This is a genomic window from Labrys sp. F242, from assembly GCF_057813875.1.
Genome location: NZ_JBVASG010000001.1, coordinates 890,146 through 905,320 on the forward strand (window position 1 = coordinate 890,146; position 15,175 = coordinate 905,320).

A 15,175-nucleotide genomic window follows, 5' to 3' on the forward strand; every position below is an offset into this window, starting at 1 on the left:
GCTCCCTCGGACCTTTTTGGACAGGTGGATGGTTTGGCTGCCAACCCTATGCGCCCACGTCGGGCCGCCAACAAGCCGGAATGGAGAAGACGATGAATCTAGCCGGCATGCGAACATCCCGAACTCATCCGCTCGACCTGCCGGCTTACGCGATTGCCGACGGCATTCGTCGGCAACGATTCCGGGCCGTAGATGTGGTGGCGGAAGCACTGCACCGGGCCGAGGCGTGTCAGCCCGAATTGAATGCCTTCACAGTTCTGCGACGCGATCGCGCACTGGCCTCGGCCAGCCAGGCGGATGAGGTTGCCAGGGCCGGACAGTCTCTGGGAGCGCTGCATGGCGTACCTTTCGCTGCCAAGGACATGACGCCGACGGCTGGCGATCTCACCACCTTGGGTTCCTGGACGAGCGGAGATCCGGTTCCCGCTGAAAGCGCCCTGTGCATCCGCCGCCTGGAGGCAGCAGGAGGCATTCTGATCGGCAAGACCACCACGCCGGAATTCGCATTCTCCAGCTTTACGCAGAGCCCGCGTTGGGGGGTGACACGCAATCCCTGGGATCCCGAGCGCACGAGCGGCGGGTCCTCCGGGGGATCGGCGGTCGCCGTGGCCATGGGCGTGGTGCCCATGGCGGAGGGAACGGATATGGGCGGCTCCGTGCGCATTCCCGCCGCCTTTTGCGGCGTGGTGGGCTTCAAACCAAGCCTGGGGCGCATCCCGATGACGATCCTGCCCAGTGTTTTCGACAATATCTCGCATTTCGGACCGCTCGCACGCAGTGTGGAGGATGCCATCGCCTTCATGGCCGTGACGGCTGGGCCAAGTGACGAGGATATCCTTTCCCTGCCATTATCCTTCGACGGCATGCGGGCGCGCAAGGCAGGTCTGGCCGGCCGGCGTTTCGCTTTCTCGCTCGACCTCGGCTTCTATGCCGTCGAACCGGCGGTGGAGACGGCCATTCGCAGCGCGGTGGAAGACCTTCGCGGGGCGGGGGCCGTCGTCGACGAGATCCCGATGGGATGGAGCCGGGCCGTCGTCGATCAATGGTTCGACATCTGGTGCGTGTTCATGTCGGCCTATTTTGGAGACCGGCTCGCGGCAGGGCGAGAGCGCATGGATCCATCCGTGGTGGCGATGATGGAGACGGGACTTGCCATGGATGCCACGCATTACAAGCGCATCGAGTTGCTGCGCACCCAAATGTGGCGCGACATGGCGAAGCTGTTCGGGAGTTATGATGCCCTGTTGTGCCCGACCTGCGCCATCACAGCGCCCCTGGCAGGGCTAAGCGATGACGATTTTGCCGAGAGTCTGCCGGATGGGCGACTGAAGGGACTGGACATGACCTGTCCCTTCAATCTCCTGCCGCAATGCCCGGCTCTCTCCCTGCCGGTCCATCGCGCCGGGGACATGCCGGTCGGCCTGCAGATCGTTGGTCGGCGCCATGCGGACGAGGACGTCCTTGCCATCGCGCTGGGCGCGGAAAAGCTCCTGGCGCTGCCGCGATAGATCCGTCCTGCAGAAAGAGAAAGCGGCGGCCCAGGGGAGCCGCCGCTTTGGCTTTTATTGCCGTATCGTTTCCTGCCGAAAATCGGGATCCATTTTTCGGCGCGATGCTTTAGCCGCCGAGCGCCGCGCTCATCGTCGTCTCGTCGGCTGCCACCTCGAACTGCTTGAAGTTCTCGGTGAACATGCCCACCAGCCTGCGGGCCTGGTTCTCATAGGCCGCCTTGTCGGCCCAGGACTTGAAGGGGTCGAGCACGTGGCTCGGCACGCCTTCCACCGCGGTCGGAACCTGGAAGCCGAAATGGCGGTCGGTGCGGAACTTGGCCCTGTCGAGGCTGCCGTCGAGGGCGGCATTGAGGAGGGTGCGGGTCCATTTGATCGGCATGCGGCGTCCGGTGCCATAGGCGCCGCCGGTCCAGCCGGTGTTGACCAGCCAGCAGGAGACCTGGTGCCTGTCGATCAGCTCCTTCAGCAGGCGCGCATATTCGACCGGATGGCGCGGCATGAAGGGGGCGCCGAAACAGGTCGAGAAGGTCGGCTGCGGTTCGGTCACGCCACGTTCCGTGCCGGCGAGCTTGGCGGTGAAGCCCGAGAGGAAGTGGTAGATGGCCTGCTCCGGCGTGAGGCGGGCGATCGGCGGCATCACGCCGAAGGCGTCCGCCGTCAGCATCACCACCGTACCGGGATGGCCGGCTGCACTGGTTTTCGAAGCATTTTCGATGAAATGCAGCGGATAGGCGGCGCGGGTGTTCTCGGTCTTGCGGCCGTCGGTGAAGTCGAGCTTGCGCGTGATCGGATTGATCGAGACGTTTTCGAGGACTGCTCCGAAGCGCTGCGAAGCGGCGAAGATCTGCGGCTCGGCCTGCTTGTCGAGATTGATGGTCTTGGCGTAGCAGCCGCCTTCGAAGTTGAAGATGCCGTTCGGGCCCCAGCCATGTTCGTCATCGCCGATGAGCGAACGGTCGGGGGAAGCGGACAATGTGGTCTTGCCGGTGCCAGAAAGCCCGAAAAACAGGGCCGAGACGCTGCTGGGGCCGACATTGGCCGAGCAATGCATCGGCATGAGGCCGTGCGCGGGCAGGATGTAGTTGAGATAGGAGAACACCGACTTCTTCATCTCGCCGGCATAGGCCGTGCCGCCGATCAAGACGACGCCGCGGGTGAAATCGCAGGCGATCACCGTCTCCGAGCGTAGGCCGTATTTGGCAGGGTCGGCCTTGAAGCTCGGCATGTCGATGATGGTGAGGTCCGGATAGAACCCGACGAGGTCGTCGGCGGAGGGGCGAATCAAAAGATTGCGGATGAACAGGCTGTGCCAGGCCAGCTCGGTATAGACCTTGACCTTGATACCGTTGTCCTCATCGGCGCCGGCATGCAGGTCCTGCACGAAGAGCTGCTTTTCCGTCGCATGCCAGAGCATGTCGGCAAGCAGCGTGTCGAAGGCGGCGCGGGAGATCGCGTTGTTGTTGGTCCACCAGACAGAGTCTTCGGTCTCGCGCTCGCGGACGATGTATTTGTCCTTCGGGGAGCGACCGGTATGGCTGCCGGTATCGACGACCAGGGCGCCACCGGGGCTGAGAAGGCCTTCGCCGCGGCGAATCGCAATCTCGATCAGCGAGGGCTCGTCGAGATTGGCGTGCAGCGCGCCGAGATTGTTGAACTGGATCGGCTCGATCTCGTCTTTGGCGCCGCCTTCCACAACATGAAGTTTCATATCACGCTTCCTCACATTTGCCGGTGCCTGGCCCGTTATCCGGCCTTGTTCCCGCGGGCAGCACCGCACCAATCATTCGCTGCCATGGCGATGCATGGCGGGGGCGGCTGCTTCCCATCCAAATGCGACCTTAGCACGGCGGCCGGGCGGAAGTGTCATGCGAATGTTGCGGCGAAATGCATCGGCGGCAGAATTCTGGCCGGCATTGGTATTGTTATGACAAATGACAGAAAAGGACGATCGCAGAGAGGCCCGCGATCGTCCCGATGCCGATTAATACTTTGAGAGAACGCCGCAATTTCCGGTCCCGTCTTGCAGATGGGACCGGCAAGCCTGTCCAATCTCAGCCCTCGTGCTTCATGCGCTCGCGACGCTTGATCTCCGCCGGGCTCGGTTCGGCAAGCTCGAAGGTGCCTGTTGGCACGGGGCCGGCCGGTTCATAGGTGGCGATGACGACCCCTGTGCTCGAAACGTCATGGCTGGTCAGTTTCAGGGCGCCGGACGGCGTGCCGGTACCGAACAGGCGCTTGCCCTTGCCGAGCACCAACGGGAAGGTCATGACGAAGAGCCGGTCGATCAGGCCCGCGGCCAGCAATTGGGGGTAGAGCGTCGTGCTGCCCTGGATGAGGATGTCGGGACCTTCGCCCTGCTTCACCTTGGCGACGGCGGCGATATCGGCGAGGCGATGGCTGTTCTGCCATTCGAGAGGCTCGCTGCCGCGCGTGACCACATATTTGGCTGCCTTGGTGAAGGCTGGGCCGATGGGATCCTCCGGACCGACGAAGGGCCAGTGGGCTGCGAAGATCTCATAGGTCTTGCGGCCGAGCAGCAGGTCGAAGGGATTGCTGAACAGGCCACCCATCGCGGTGCCCATCGTGCCGTCCCAGAAGGTCGCCGACCAGCCGCCGAGCTCGAAGCCGCCGGTCGGATCCTCCGGTGGGCCGCCGGGGGCCTGCATCACGCCGTCGAGAGATTGGAATATGCCGCCGATGATCTTGCGCATGAGAAAATGTCCCTTGATTGCCCTTGTTTGGATGGGAGGCCGCTATGTTGGAGGCATGGCGTTATGCTCCAAGGACGAGCGGGCAGGTCCTCTCCCGACAAGGAACGCAATATTTCGCCCGGCTCTTCGTCGCCCTATGGGGTCACTTGCGCGAGGGGCCGGAGGAAAGAGCCAATTGCAGCAGGATTTCCTGATGAACGAGGCAGTCGCCACGGCCGACGGATTTCTTGGTCGCCTGGCCGCCGAGGGCAAGGGCCGGCACGAAATAGAAGCATTCGCCAGGGGCGAGCGGCTGCCCGCCGACCGTCGAGTAGAACTGGTGGAAGGCTTTCGGATTCTCCTGCAGGAAGCCCTTGAGATCCTTGGCGAAGAAGTCGTCCACGGACCAGGTGATGGCCGAACTGCCGCGATAGTGGATGCTGAGAAAGATCACGTCGCTACCGGTCTTCCAGTCGGCAGGCAGTCCGTTTTCCGCCGCCCTTTGCCGCAGATCCCGAAAATAGATCAGGTCGCCGAAGGCGGTGCGCGCAATGGGGACCCGCGTGGGGTCGGGATGTTGGAGCAGGAGCCAACGCGCCAGCATCGTTTCGGCGTCGCGCGGATCGAAAAAGGTGATGAAGCCATTGCCGAAAGAGCCGAAGCCAACCCTTTGCCAGAACTCGATCAATCTGGGGTGGACGTGCTCCTTTAGTGCTGGCGACAACTCGCCGCGAAAGGGGTGCACATCCTTTCCCGGCGGGAAGTCGGTCAGGAAGGTTTGGAACTCCTTCGGTCTGTCCTGGGCAAAGCCCGGTCGTGGCGCGACGAGCAAGCTCAACAAGCCCAAGCTCAACAAGCCAAGGAGGATAACAAGGGTGCGCATGATGGAATCTTCCTGCCGGCCAGACATCGACGGCTAATATGTACAATGTGACGATAGGGAAGATGGCTGGCAATCGGGAGTTTGGGTTTCCGCCTCGTTCGAAAGAGAGCTGCGCGGCGATGTGGATCCTCCTTCCTTAAATCTCTTCCAAATGGGGTTGCCTATTTTTTGTCCATAAGGTCAATATTGCTGCCAGCCGTTCGGGCAATCCGGGGTTGCCCTCGGGAGCGGTGAAGAGCAGGGGACGATCCCGCTTTTTTGCTCGCAAGGGGCAATCGGCTCGGTTTGAAATATTCCAACCGGGGCGGTGAGCCGGTAACGTGATAAAATAGAGACTCTCGTCGCAATGGCACGATCATTGCTGTGAACGGGGGCGAGCAGGGCGGAACGGTTCACCGTGTCCGCCGGGGACGAACCAGAGGTAGGGCCGGCATGCAGGTTGAGGGCGTGGATCGGAAGCTTGGTGCCGTACGGGAACGAACGGGCGCCGGCGAACCCGTGATTGCGGTCGAGGATCTTTCCTTGACCTTCGATACCGGCGATGGGCCGGTTTATGCGCTCTCCAAGGTCAATCTCACCGTCAATGAAGGCGATTTCGTCTCCTTCATCGGGCCTTCCGGCTGTGGCAAGACCACCTTGCTGCGTGTCATCGCCGACCTCGAACGCCAGACCTCCGGCTCGATCAAGGTCAATGGCCTGACCCCGGAGCAGGCACGTCTCGGCCGGCATTACGGCTATGTCTTCCAGGCGCCGGCTCTCTATCCCTGGCGCACCATCGAGCGCAACGTCATGCTGCCGCTCGAAGTCATGGGTTTTCCGGCCGCCGAGCGCAAGGCGAGGGCGGCCCGCAATCTCGAACTGGTCAATCTCAAGGGGTTCGAGAAGAAATTTCCCTGGCAATTGTCCGGCGGCATGCAGCAGCGCGCCTCGATCGCCAGGGCTCTGTGCTTCGATCCCAAGCTGATGCTGATGGACGAGCCGTTCGGGGCGCTCGACGAGATCGTCCGCGACAAACTCAACGACCAACTCCTGCATCTGTGGCGCACCACCAAGAAGACGGTGGTGTTCGTCACCCATTCCATTCCCGAGGCCGTCTATCTATCCACCAAGATCGTGGTGATGTCGCCGCGGCCCGGCCGCATCATCGACATCATCGATTGCAACTTCCCGCGCGACCGCACGCTCGACATCCGCGAGACGCCTGAATTCCTCGAAGTCGCCCATCGCGTGCGCGACGGCCTCAGGGCGGGGCACTCCTATGACGACTGAGGTGCTTTCAGCCCGTACCGCCCCCTCGCTGTGGAGCCGCCTGATGGTCGGCAAGGCCGGGCCGGTGACGGTGGTGGTGTTGGCGATCTTCGCGTTGTGGTATCTCGCCTGCCTGCCGATGAACGGCTCCGCGCTGCAGCGCGCCATGCCCGATGCCGCCAGCCGGCCGCTGATCGAACAGTTCATCGCCGCCATCAATCTGCCGGACGGCAATCTCGCCGCGCCTCACCAGATCGTCATGGCGATGGTGCAGGGCCTGTTCTTCGAGCCGCCCCTGGGGCGCCGCAGCCTGGTTTATCATGGCCTGATCACGCTCTCCTCGGCGCTATCGGGCTTCGTGCTGGGCGCCGTCCTCGGCATCGTGCTGGCGGTGCTGATCGTGCATTACCGCTCGATGCGCCAGAGCCTGATGCCCTGGGTGATCGTCTCCCAGACCATCCCGATCCTGGCGTTGGTGCCGCTGCTGACAGCGATCACCGGCCGGCTCGGCGCACCGATCCTGGTCCCGAAAGCCCTGATCGCCACCTATCTCTGCTTCTTTCCGGTGACGGTTGGCATGGTGAAGGGGCTGATGTCGCCGGACCTGATGCAGCTCGATCTGATGCGCACTTATGATGCCTCGAAATGGCAGACCTTCTGGAAGCTGCGCTGGCCGGCGGCGACACCCTATCTGTTCGCCAGCCTGAAGATCGCCATCGCCGGCTGCATCGTCGGCGCCATCGTCGCCGAGATGCCGACGGGAGCGCAGGGTGGTCTCGGCTCGCGTCTGCTCGCCGGCTACCAGTACAATAATCTGCGCCTGGTGCTGTGGGCCGCCTTGTTTACCGCCGCGTTGCTTTCGGCTGTCTTGATCGGTCTGATCAGCCTGATCGAGCGGCGTACTCTGGCGAGAATGGGCGTCCGGGGAGAGCAGGCATGACAAAGTTCCAGTCGCTCGGCTGGTTCCTGGCCGGACTGCTCATCTGCCTGAGCGCTCTCTTTCCCATGGGCGAACACGACCTCATCTTGCCTATAGGTTTGGCGCCACAAATCTATTTGTCGGGTGCAATATTTATCGTTGCTGCCATTCTCTGCCAAAAACAAAGCCGTGGTTTTTGGTCCATTATTCCGATACTCGCATTGGGTATCGGTGTCCGAATGATGACGACAGCAGTGCATGTACCGGGAGTAGCGGGCGTTGCGGGTTGGGGTTTTTGGCTCAAAGCGGTCAGTCTTTGGCTGGCAGCCTGGATAACGGTCGACATGATTGTCAGTAACAGCGAAAGAACGCGACGTTCTCGCTGGGAAGATCTGGCGCCCGCCTTGCTGTTTGGCGCCACGTTACTCCTTCTTTGGGAATGGCTGGTCGTCGGTTTCGGCATCTCCCCCATCATCCTGCTGCCGCCTTCGGCCATCGGCCAGGCGGTGGTGGTGCAGGCCAATACCCTCGCCACCGACTTCGTCTGGACCTTCCTGCATGAAGTCCTGCTCGGCTGGCTGATCGGCTGCGGCTCGGGTTTCCTGGTGGCTCTGGTGGCCGACCGAATTCCCTTCCTGCGCCGCGGCCTCCTGCCACTCGGCAATGTCGTCTCGGCCCTGCCGATCGTCGGCATAGCGCCGATCATGATCTGGTGGTTCACCTATGACTGGCCCTCCAAGACGGCCGTCGTGGTGGCGATGACCTTCTTTCCCATGCTGGTCAACACGGTGGCGGGCCTAGCAGCCAGCGGCACGCTGGAGCGCGACCTCATGCGTTCCTACGGTGCCAGCTATTGGTCGACGCTGATCAGCCTGCGGCTTCCCGCCGCGATGCCCTTCATCTTCAACGGCTTGAAGATCAATTCGACCCTGGCGATGATCGGCGCCATCGTGGCCGAATATTTCGACGGCCCCACCATCGGCATGGGCTTTCGCATCAACACCCAGGCGGCCTTGTCACAGACCGACATCGTCTGGGCGGAGATCGCGGTGGCCATGGTGGCCGGTTCCCTATTCTACGGCCTCATCGCCCTCGTCGAGCGGGCGGTGACGTTTTGGCATCCCTCTTACCGGCGCGCGTGACGCAGGACGAGGTTAACAGAGGAGTGGACGGAATGAAGAAGGCACTACTGGCCGGCGTCGCTTTCGCGCTCGGGCTTGGGGCGATCAGCGCGGCACAGGCAGCCGACAAGGTCACGCTGCAGCTCAAATGGGTGGTCCAGGGGCAGTTCGCAGGCTATCTCGTCGCCAAGGACAAGGGTTTCTACAAGGAGGCCGACCTCGACGTCACCGTGGCCCCCGGCGGTCCCGACATCGCGCCGGAAACTGTGATCGCCAACAAGCAGGCCGACGTGATCGTCGACTGGATGCCGGCGGCCCTCGCCGCCCGCGAGAAGGGCGTCGGTCTCGTCAACATCGCCCAGCCCTTCAAGCGCTCCGGCCTGCAGCTGACCTGCCGCAAGGAGTCCGGCGTCAAGACGCCGGCCGATTTCAAGAGCAAGACGCTGGGCGTATGGTTCTACGGCAACGAATATCCGTTCAACGCCTTCATGGGCAAGCTCGGCCTCAAGCTCGACGGCTCGGCCGACGGCGTCAAGGTGATCAAGCAGGGCTTCAACGTCGATCCGCTCCTGCAGAAGCAGGCCGACTGCATCTCCACCATGACCTATAACGAATATTGGCAGGTGATCGAGGCCGGCGTGAAGGCCGAGGACCTGACCGTCTTCAACTATACGGACCAGGGCGTGGCGGTGCTGGAGGACGGGCTCTATGTCATGGAGGATCGCCTCAAGGATCCGAAGTTCGTGGAGACGATGGCCAAGTTCGTCAAGGCCTCGATGAAGGGCTGGGAGTATGCCCGTTCCCACCCCGACGAGGCCGTGAAGATCGTGCTCGACAACGATGCCTCCGGTGCCCAGACCGAGGTGCACCAGACCCACATGATCGCCGAGGTCAACAAGCTGACGGAAGGCTCCGATGGTACGCTCGATCCGGCCGCCGCGGATAGCACGGTCAAGACGCTGCTCGGGGCCGGCGGCGATAGCCCGGCCATCACCAAGGCGCCCGTGGGCGGCTGGAGTTCGGCGGTCACCGACGCGATGAAGAAACTGTGAGCTGAATGACCCTCCCCTGGAGGGGGAGGGTCGACGCGCAGCGTCGGGGTGGGGTGAGAAGGCACCACCTTTGTAATCTCGAAGGTATTGATGACCTGACCGGTCAAGTCGAGCCTAATCACCCCACCCCGGCCTTTCAGGCCGACCCTCCCCCTCCAGGGGAGGGTAAAATCAGCGCCGAGGTAACAGGCGCGGCGAACTCGTTATTGGAGGACTATTATGCCGATCCTGATCCGTGGCGGTGTCGTGGTGAACCACGATCATTCCAAGCCGGCCGACGTGCTGATCGACGGCGAAACCATTTTGGCGATCGGGCCGAAGCTGTCGGCGCCGGCGGGTGCCGAAATCATCGATGCCGATGGCTGCTTCGTCCTGCCGGGCGGCATCGATCCGCATACTCATCTCGAAATGCCGTTCATGGGCACCGTGTCGGCCGACGATTTCGAATCCGGCACCAGCGCCGCCTTGTCCGGCGGCACCACCATGGTGGTGGATTTCTGCCTGCCTGCGCCAGGCCAGTCGCTGCTGGCGGCCTATCAGGAATGGCGGCATAAAGCCGAGAAGGCGGTCTCGGACCACTCCTTCCACATGGCGATCACCTGGTGGGACAAACAGGTCTTCGACGAGATGGAGACCGTGGTGAAGACCTACGGCATCAACACCTTCAAGCATTTCCTCGCGTATAAGGGCGCGCTGATGGTGAATGACGACGAGTTGTTCCACTCCTTCAGCCGCTGCGCCGGCCTCGGCGCGCTGCCGCTGGTCCATGCGGAGAATGGCGACATCGTCTTCCGCCTGCAGCAGCATTATATCGACCAGGGCGTCACCGGGCCCGAGGGCCACGCCTATTCGCGTCCGCCGGAAGTGGAAGGCGAGGCGACCAACCGCGCCATCATGATCGCCGACATGGCGGGCAGCCAGCTCTATGTCGTGCATACCTCCTGCCGCGATAGCCACGAGGCGATCGCGCGGGCACGGGCGGCCGGCAAGCGCGTCTATGGCGAGCCCCTGATCCAGCACCTCGTGCTCGACGACAGCGAATACCAGAACAAGGATTGGGACTACGCGGCCCGCCGGGTGATGTCGCCGCCCTTCCGCAACAAGTCGCACCAGGATTCGCTGTGGGCGGGCCTCGCCTCGGGCTCGCTCCAGGTGGTGGCGACCGATCACTGCGCCTTCACCGCCGAGCAGAAGCGCATGGGCCTCGGCGATTTCCGCAAGATCCCCAACGGTACGGGCGGGCTCGAAGACCGCATGCCGGTGCTGTGGACGGCCGGCGTCAAGACCGGGCGCCTGACCAAGGAAGAGTTCGTGGCGGTGACCTCCACCAACATCGCCCGCATCCTCAACATCTATCCTCGCAAGGGAGCGATTGCAGTCGGTTCGGATGCCGACCTCACCATCTGGGATCCCGCCGCCACCAAGACGATCAAGGCCAAGACGCAACTCAGCCGCGTCGAATACAATGTGTTCGAAGGCTATGAATGCACGGGCCTGCCTGTTGTCACCCTGTCGCGCGGGCGCATCGCCTGGAAGGACAAGCAGATCCAGCTCAAGAAGGGCGACGGCGCCTTCGTCCAACGCGATCCGTTCCCGGCCAGCGCGGTGGCGAACGCCACCTGGAAGGAGCTCAGCAAGCCCAGGCCGGTCTCGCGCATCGAGGTGACGCCGTAGTCGGGGGCGTCACGCGCAAAAAGCCCTCCCCGCGAAGCGGGGAGGTCGCGCGCACCACTTGTGCGCGCTGGGCCCGGCGAAGCCGGGTCGGGTGGGGTGTGGCGGGCAATGCGAGACGCCTTTTTGAAGAATGGCGCGACCGTGGTGCAACCATGTTGGATTCAGTGCACTGCCCGCCACACCCCATCCGTCAGTGCTTCGCACTGACACCTTCCCCACTTCGTGGAGAAGGCTTTCGTTCTGCGTTGCAGGAGATAGATCTTGGATTCGACGCCTTCCTCTTCCCTCAAGCAAGGCCGCTGGCTGAACGAACCGCCATCCTGGTCGCTGGCCGGCGATCGGCTAGAGGTCGTGACTGGCGAGGCCACCGATTTCTGGCGAAAGACCCATTACGGCTTCACCCGCCATAGCGGCCATTTCTTCCACCTCGACAGTGGCGGCGATTTCACTGCGGAGCTGCGCGTGCGAGCGCGTTTCGAAACGCTCTACGACCAGGCGGGCCTGATGGTCCGGCTCGATGACGAGGCCTGGCTGAAGGCAGGTATCGAATATAATGACGACGCGCCCATGCTGGGCAGCGTGCTGACCGTGGGGCAGTCGGATTGGGCGACCGGTCCCTTTCCGGGCGACGCCCAGGATTTCCGCCTGCGCCTCACCGTCGCAGACGGGGTCATCAGGCTGCAATATTCGACGGACGGGATAGTCTGGCCCCTGGTGCGGCTGGCGCCGTTCCCGAAGGCTGTTTCTTATCAGGTTGGCCCGATGTGCTGCACGCCTGAAAGGGCCGGTCTTGCCGTTTCCTTCTCGGATTTTCGCCTGTCTCAGCCCAATGGCAAGGCGCTTCACGATCTTTCGTAACTTCAGAAAGGCCCACCATGCTCACCAATCTCAACATCAATCCGCAGCGCCTATGGGACAGCCTGATGGAAACCGCCAAGTTTGGCGGTACGGCCAAGGGCGGCATCAAGCGCCTGACCCTGTCGGACGAAGACAAGAAGGTCCGCGACTGGTTCAAGGCGCAATGCGAGGCACTCGGCTGCACGGTGAGCGTCGACGAAGTCGGCAACATGTTCGCGGTGCGCGCAGGCAGGAACAATGATTTGCCGCCGATCGCCATGGGCTCCCATCTCGATACCCAGCCGACCGGCGGCAAGTTTGACGGCGTGCTCGGCGTGCTCGGGGCGCTGGAGGCGATGCGCACCTTGCATGAGCAGGGCTACGAGACCAATGCCCCCATCGAGATCATCAACTGGACCAACGAGGAAGGCTCCCGTTTCGCCCCGGCCATGCTGGCTTCGGGCGTGTTTGCTGGTGTCTTCACGCCCGATTATGCCTATGAGCGCCTCGACCGTGACGGCATCAGCTTCAAGGACGAACTGGAACGCATCGGCTATCACGGAACGGAAAAGGCCGGCGCCCACAAGTTCCAGGCGATGTTCGAGCTCCATATCGAGCAGGGGCCAATCCTCGAGGACGAGAAGACGATGATCGGCGTGGTCACCGGCGTGCAGGGCATGCGCTGGTATGAGGTCACGGTGACCGGGCAGGATGCCCATACCGGCGCCACGCCGATGTATCTGCGCAAGAACGCCCTGCTGGGCGCCGCTCGCATCATCGAGGCGGTCGATGCCATCGGCCAGAAGCACCAGCCGGGCGTCGCCACCGTCGGCCTGATCGAAAACAAGCCCAACAGCCGCAATGTGGTGCCGGGCGAGGTCTTCTTCACCATCGATCTGCGTCATCCCGACGAGGAGGTGCTGGAAGTGATGGAGCAGGAGTTCCGAGCCGCCCTCGAGGCCGCGCTGCCGCCGATGAAGCTTGCCTATGAAGAAAAGCGCATCTGGAACTCGCCAGCGGTGAAATTCGCCCCGGACCTGATCGAATGCGTCGAACATGGTGCGGACAAGGCCGGCTTTGCCATGCGCCGCATGGTATCCGGCGCTGGCCATGACGCGGCCTATATCGCCCGTGTCGCGCCGACCACCATGATCTTCGTGCCGTGCGAAGGAGGGCTGAGCCACAACGAGGCCGAATCGACCTCCTTCGATGAATGTGCGGCAGGCGCGCAGGTGCTGCTCAATGCCGTGATCGAGCACGACCGGCGCCTGGCGGGCTGATGGGGCGCGACTGGAAGTCCGCACTCCGAGGGGCATAGACATGCTGTTCAAGCAGGCCGCGCTCGATGGCATTGCCGCCGGCAAGGTGACGCTGGCCTTCCGGCGCTGGACGCGGCCGACCGTCCGCGCCGGGGGAACGCTGACCACCGCTGTCGGTGTCCTGGCCATCGAGGCGGTGGATGTAATCGAACTCGCCGATCTCACCAACGAACAGGCTGATCAGGCCGGCTATGCTTCGGCTGCCGCGCTTCGGCGCGATCTGCGGCCGGAGGGACAGCTCTACCGCATTGCCTTCCATCGGATGGGGGACGACCCCCGTATTGCCTTGCGTGGCGAGGCCGCCCTCGATGCGGCTGACGTCGATGGCCTGCGTTCGGCGCTCGCCAAGCTTGACCGCAACCATCGCGGCGGCGCCTGGACCGCCGCCGTGCTCGGCCTGATCGCTGGGCGCGACGGCATCACCGCTGCCGAGATTGCTGGGCAGTTGGGGCGTGACAAGGCAGCGCTCAAGCTCGCTATCCGCAAGCTCAAGGCCCTAGGCCTCACCGAAAGCCTCCAGGTGGGCTATCGCCTGTCGCCGAGGGGGCGAGCCCTGCTCGACCGCCAGGAACGGATTTCGCTAGTTGAGAAAACGGCTGGTGAGCGATAGAGCGGGCGGGTGACCCTGATAGAGGAGGCCGCTGTGCAGCCCGCCGAGCTTGAAGCCGATCTCCATGGCAATATTCCGCTGACACAGGCCATGCAGGTCCGCGTTCTCGAAATCGGACCGGATTCCGTGCGGCTCGGCGCACCGCTTTCCGCCAATATCAACCATCACCGCACGGCGTTCGGCGGTAGCCTTGCCACTTTAGCCACGCTTGCCGCCTGGTCGCTCGCTTTTCTCAAACTCAAAGGAGCAGGGCTCGACTGCAGCCTGGTCGTCGGCTCCGTCCACATGGATTACCTAGCGCCGGTGGAGGGTGATTTCTCTGCCCGTTCCGTTCTGGCCGAACCCGAGAAGTGGGCCCATGTGCTGGAGGCCTTCGCGCGCAAGGGCAAGGCACGCATCCCGGTCCTTGCCGAGATCGAGTATGGCGGTCGCTGTGCGGCCCGCTTCAGGGGCGATTTCGCGGCGTTGGCCCGCTGAAGCGGGCCTGAGTGCGGCAAGCCGTCAATTGGTGCTGACCGCCAGGAAGGCGGCGGGCTGCACCGAGATCTGCCCCATGAACGGCCGGTCATGCGCGAGGATGACGAAATAGGCTGCTGTCACCACCACGACGAAGATGTGGGTGGCGAGGATCTGCATGCGGAAGACATGGTTGTTGCAGATGGCGATAGCCGTGACGGTCGTTGTCGAGATGATCCAGATCGCGATCCATTGGGCCCAGCTCATGCCGGTATTCGAGGCCGACAGCCGAAGCAGACGCGCATGGCGCACGGCCAGCAGTTGATTGACCAAAGGCTGATAGGCCGCTGGCTGGACAGTGGTTCCGTTCTGGCGCGAGACGAGGCCGATCGTGTTGATGAGGATGTTGCCGGAACGGTCGAATACCGGGCTTTCGATGTGCTCGCCGTTGGCCATGGCGGGCCAATCGCCGGAGATGACCTCAGCCACATAGGCCTTCAGGCCGTCGCGCACGCTGGTCTGGAGATCGGCCGGCAGGCCCGACGACAGCACCAGAACGTTTTCGACCGCATCGGCCTCCTGCTGGACGGCGCTACGGGCGGCGAGGGAATCGGCCCACAGACCTGCGGCCGAAAAGGCCACCATCAGGCCGAAAATGGTGGCGCAGACACCGACGATCGACTCGCGGATGGGTAGCGCCTCGTCCGGGGCGTAGCCGCCCCTGGCAATGGCGAAGCGAACGAGGCCGATGACGATCCAGGTGATCACCAGGCAGATCCCCAGCACCGTCGCAAACATGACGGGCAGTGACAGCTGATGCAGCAGAATGAACATGAGTGGACCCCGGAAGAACGA

14 protein-coding genes are annotated in these 15,175 nt (G+C 63.1%); 10 read left to right on the forward strand and 4 right to left on the reverse strand.

The features are described from left to right. Positions 1–92 precede the first annotated feature (92 nt). On the forward strand, positions 93–1,508 hold the full coding sequence (locus ACZYTC_RS04165) for an amidase (protein WP_488988970.1): 1,416 nt from the start codon (positions 93–95) through the stop codon (positions 1,506–1,508). 109 nt (positions 1,509–1,617) lie between these two features. Here ACZYTC_RS04165 and ACZYTC_RS04170 read toward each other — a convergent pair whose 3' ends face one another. From ACZYTC_RS04170 to ACZYTC_RS04180, 3 genes are all read right to left on the reverse strand, one after another. After that, positions 1,618–3,219 carry a phosphoenolpyruvate carboxykinase gene (locus ACZYTC_RS04170; RefSeq protein ID WP_488988971.1) on the reverse strand — a complete coding sequence of 534 codons (1,602 nt, stop codon included), beginning with the start codon at positions 3,217–3,219 and terminating at the stop codon, positions 1,618–1,620. A 343-nt stretch (positions 3,220–3,562) separates the two neighbouring features. Beyond that, complete coding sequence (locus tag ACZYTC_RS04175) at positions 3,563–4,222, reverse strand: dihydrofolate reductase family protein (protein WP_434957261.1); 660 nt, start codon at positions 4,220–4,222, stop codon at positions 3,563–3,565. 142 nt (positions 4,223–4,364) lie between these two features. Then, positions 4,365–5,084 carry a GAD-like domain-containing protein gene (locus ACZYTC_RS04180; protein WP_434957260.1) on the reverse strand — a complete coding sequence of 240 codons (720 nt, stop codon included), beginning with the start codon at positions 5,082–5,084 and terminating at the stop codon, positions 4,365–4,367. A gap of 498 nt (positions 5,085–5,582) precedes the next feature. On the opposite strand from ACZYTC_RS04180, the gene ACZYTC_RS04185 reads away from it, so the two are divergent. From ACZYTC_RS04185 to ACZYTC_RS04225, 9 genes are all read left to right on the forward strand, one after another. Then, entirely contained in the window at positions 5,583–6,353 is a 771-nt protein-coding gene (locus ACZYTC_RS04185; protein WP_434959672.1) for an ABC transporter ATP-binding protein, read from the forward strand. Further along, the gene (locus ACZYTC_RS04190; protein ID WP_488988972.1) at positions 6,343–7,272 is read left to right on the forward strand and encodes an ABC transporter permease; all 930 of its coding nucleotides are present in this window, start codon (positions 6,343–6,345) and stop codon (positions 7,270–7,272) included. The genes ACZYTC_RS04185 and ACZYTC_RS04190 overlap by 11 nt, the downstream gene beginning before the upstream one ends. Continuing rightward, positions 7,269–8,393: an ABC transporter permease gene (locus ACZYTC_RS04195; protein ID WP_488988973.1), complete on the forward strand. Its 1,125-nt coding sequence runs from the start codon at positions 7,269–7,271 to the stop codon at positions 8,391–8,393. The genes ACZYTC_RS04190 and ACZYTC_RS04195 overlap by 4 nt, the downstream gene beginning before the upstream one ends. A 32-nt stretch (positions 8,394–8,425) precedes the next feature. After that, the gene (locus tag ACZYTC_RS04200) at positions 8,426–9,424 is read left to right on the forward strand and encodes an ABC transporter substrate-binding protein (protein WP_488988974.1); all 999 of its coding nucleotides are present in this window, start codon (positions 8,426–8,428) and stop codon (positions 9,422–9,424) included. 219 nt (positions 9,425–9,643) lie between these two features. Beyond that, complete coding sequence (hydA, locus tag ACZYTC_RS04205; RefSeq protein ID WP_488988975.1) at positions 9,644–11,098, forward strand: dihydropyrimidinase; 1,455 nt, start codon at positions 9,644–9,646, stop codon at positions 11,096–11,098. 261 nt (positions 11,099–11,359) lie between these two features. Continuing rightward, on the forward strand, positions 11,360–11,956 hold the full coding sequence (locus ACZYTC_RS04210; RefSeq protein WP_441771994.1) for a DUF1349 domain-containing protein: 597 nt from the start codon (positions 11,360–11,362) through the stop codon (positions 11,954–11,956). Between the two features lie 17 nt (positions 11,957–11,973). Then, positions 11,974–13,215, forward strand: coding sequence for a Zn-dependent hydrolase (locus ACZYTC_RS04215; protein ID WP_441771993.1), 1,242 nt, complete (start codon positions 11,974–11,976; stop codon positions 13,213–13,215). A 40-nt stretch (positions 13,216–13,255) separates the two neighbouring features. Further along, on the forward strand, positions 13,256–13,864 hold the full coding sequence (locus ACZYTC_RS04220; RefSeq protein WP_441771992.1) for an ASCH domain-containing protein: 609 nt from the start codon (positions 13,256–13,258) through the stop codon (positions 13,862–13,864). A 9-nt stretch (positions 13,865–13,873) separates the two neighbouring features. After that, positions 13,874–14,341, forward strand: a complete 468-nt coding sequence (locus ACZYTC_RS04225) for a YiiD C-terminal domain-containing protein (protein WP_441771991.1) — start codon at positions 13,874–13,876, stop codon at positions 14,339–14,341. Positions 14,342–14,365: 24 nt separating this feature from the next. Here ACZYTC_RS04225 and ACZYTC_RS04230 read toward each other — a convergent pair whose 3' ends face one another. Continuing rightward, entirely contained in the window at positions 14,366–15,154 is a 789-nt protein-coding gene (locus ACZYTC_RS04230) for a bestrophin-like domain (RefSeq protein ID WP_488988976.1), read from the reverse strand. Between the last annotated feature and the right edge of the window lie 21 nt (positions 15,155–15,175).

Coding starts and splice junctions, on each gene's coding strand:
- ACZYTC_RS04165 (WP_488988970.1), top strand. CDS start 93: ATGAATCTAGCCGGCATGCGAACATCCCGAACTCATCCGCTCGACCTG.
- ACZYTC_RS04170 (WP_488988971.1), bottom strand. CDS start 3,219: ATGAAACTTCATGTTGTGGAAGGCGGCGCCAAAGACGAGATCGAGCCG.
- ACZYTC_RS04175 (WP_434957261.1), bottom strand. CDS start 4,222: ATGCGCAAGATCATCGGCGGCATATTCCAATCTCTCGACGGCGTGATG.
- ACZYTC_RS04180 (WP_434957260.1), bottom strand. CDS start 5,084: ATGCGCACCCTTGTTATCCTCCTTGGCTTGTTGAGCTTGGGCTTGTTG.
- ACZYTC_RS04190 (WP_488988972.1), top strand. CDS start 6,343: ATGACGACTGAGGTGCTTTCAGCCCGTACCGCCCCCTCGCTGTGGAGC.
- ACZYTC_RS04195 (WP_488988973.1), top strand. CDS start 7,269: ATGACAAAGTTCCAGTCGCTCGGCTGGTTCCTGGCCGGACTGCTCATC.
- ACZYTC_RS04200 (WP_488988974.1), top strand. CDS start 8,426: ATGAAGAAGGCACTACTGGCCGGCGTCGCTTTCGCGCTCGGGCTTGGG.
- hydA (WP_488988975.1), top strand. CDS start 9,644: ATGCCGATCCTGATCCGTGGCGGTGTCGTGGTGAACCACGATCATTCC.
- ACZYTC_RS04215 (WP_441771993.1), top strand. CDS start 11,974: ATGCTCACCAATCTCAACATCAATCCGCAGCGCCTATGGGACAGCCTG.
- ACZYTC_RS04220 (WP_441771992.1), top strand. CDS start 13,256: ATGCTGTTCAAGCAGGCCGCGCTCGATGGCATTGCCGCCGGCAAGGTG.
- ACZYTC_RS04230 (WP_488988976.1), bottom strand. CDS start 15,154: ATGTTCATTCTGCTGCATCAGCTGTCACTGCCCGTCATGTTTGCGACG.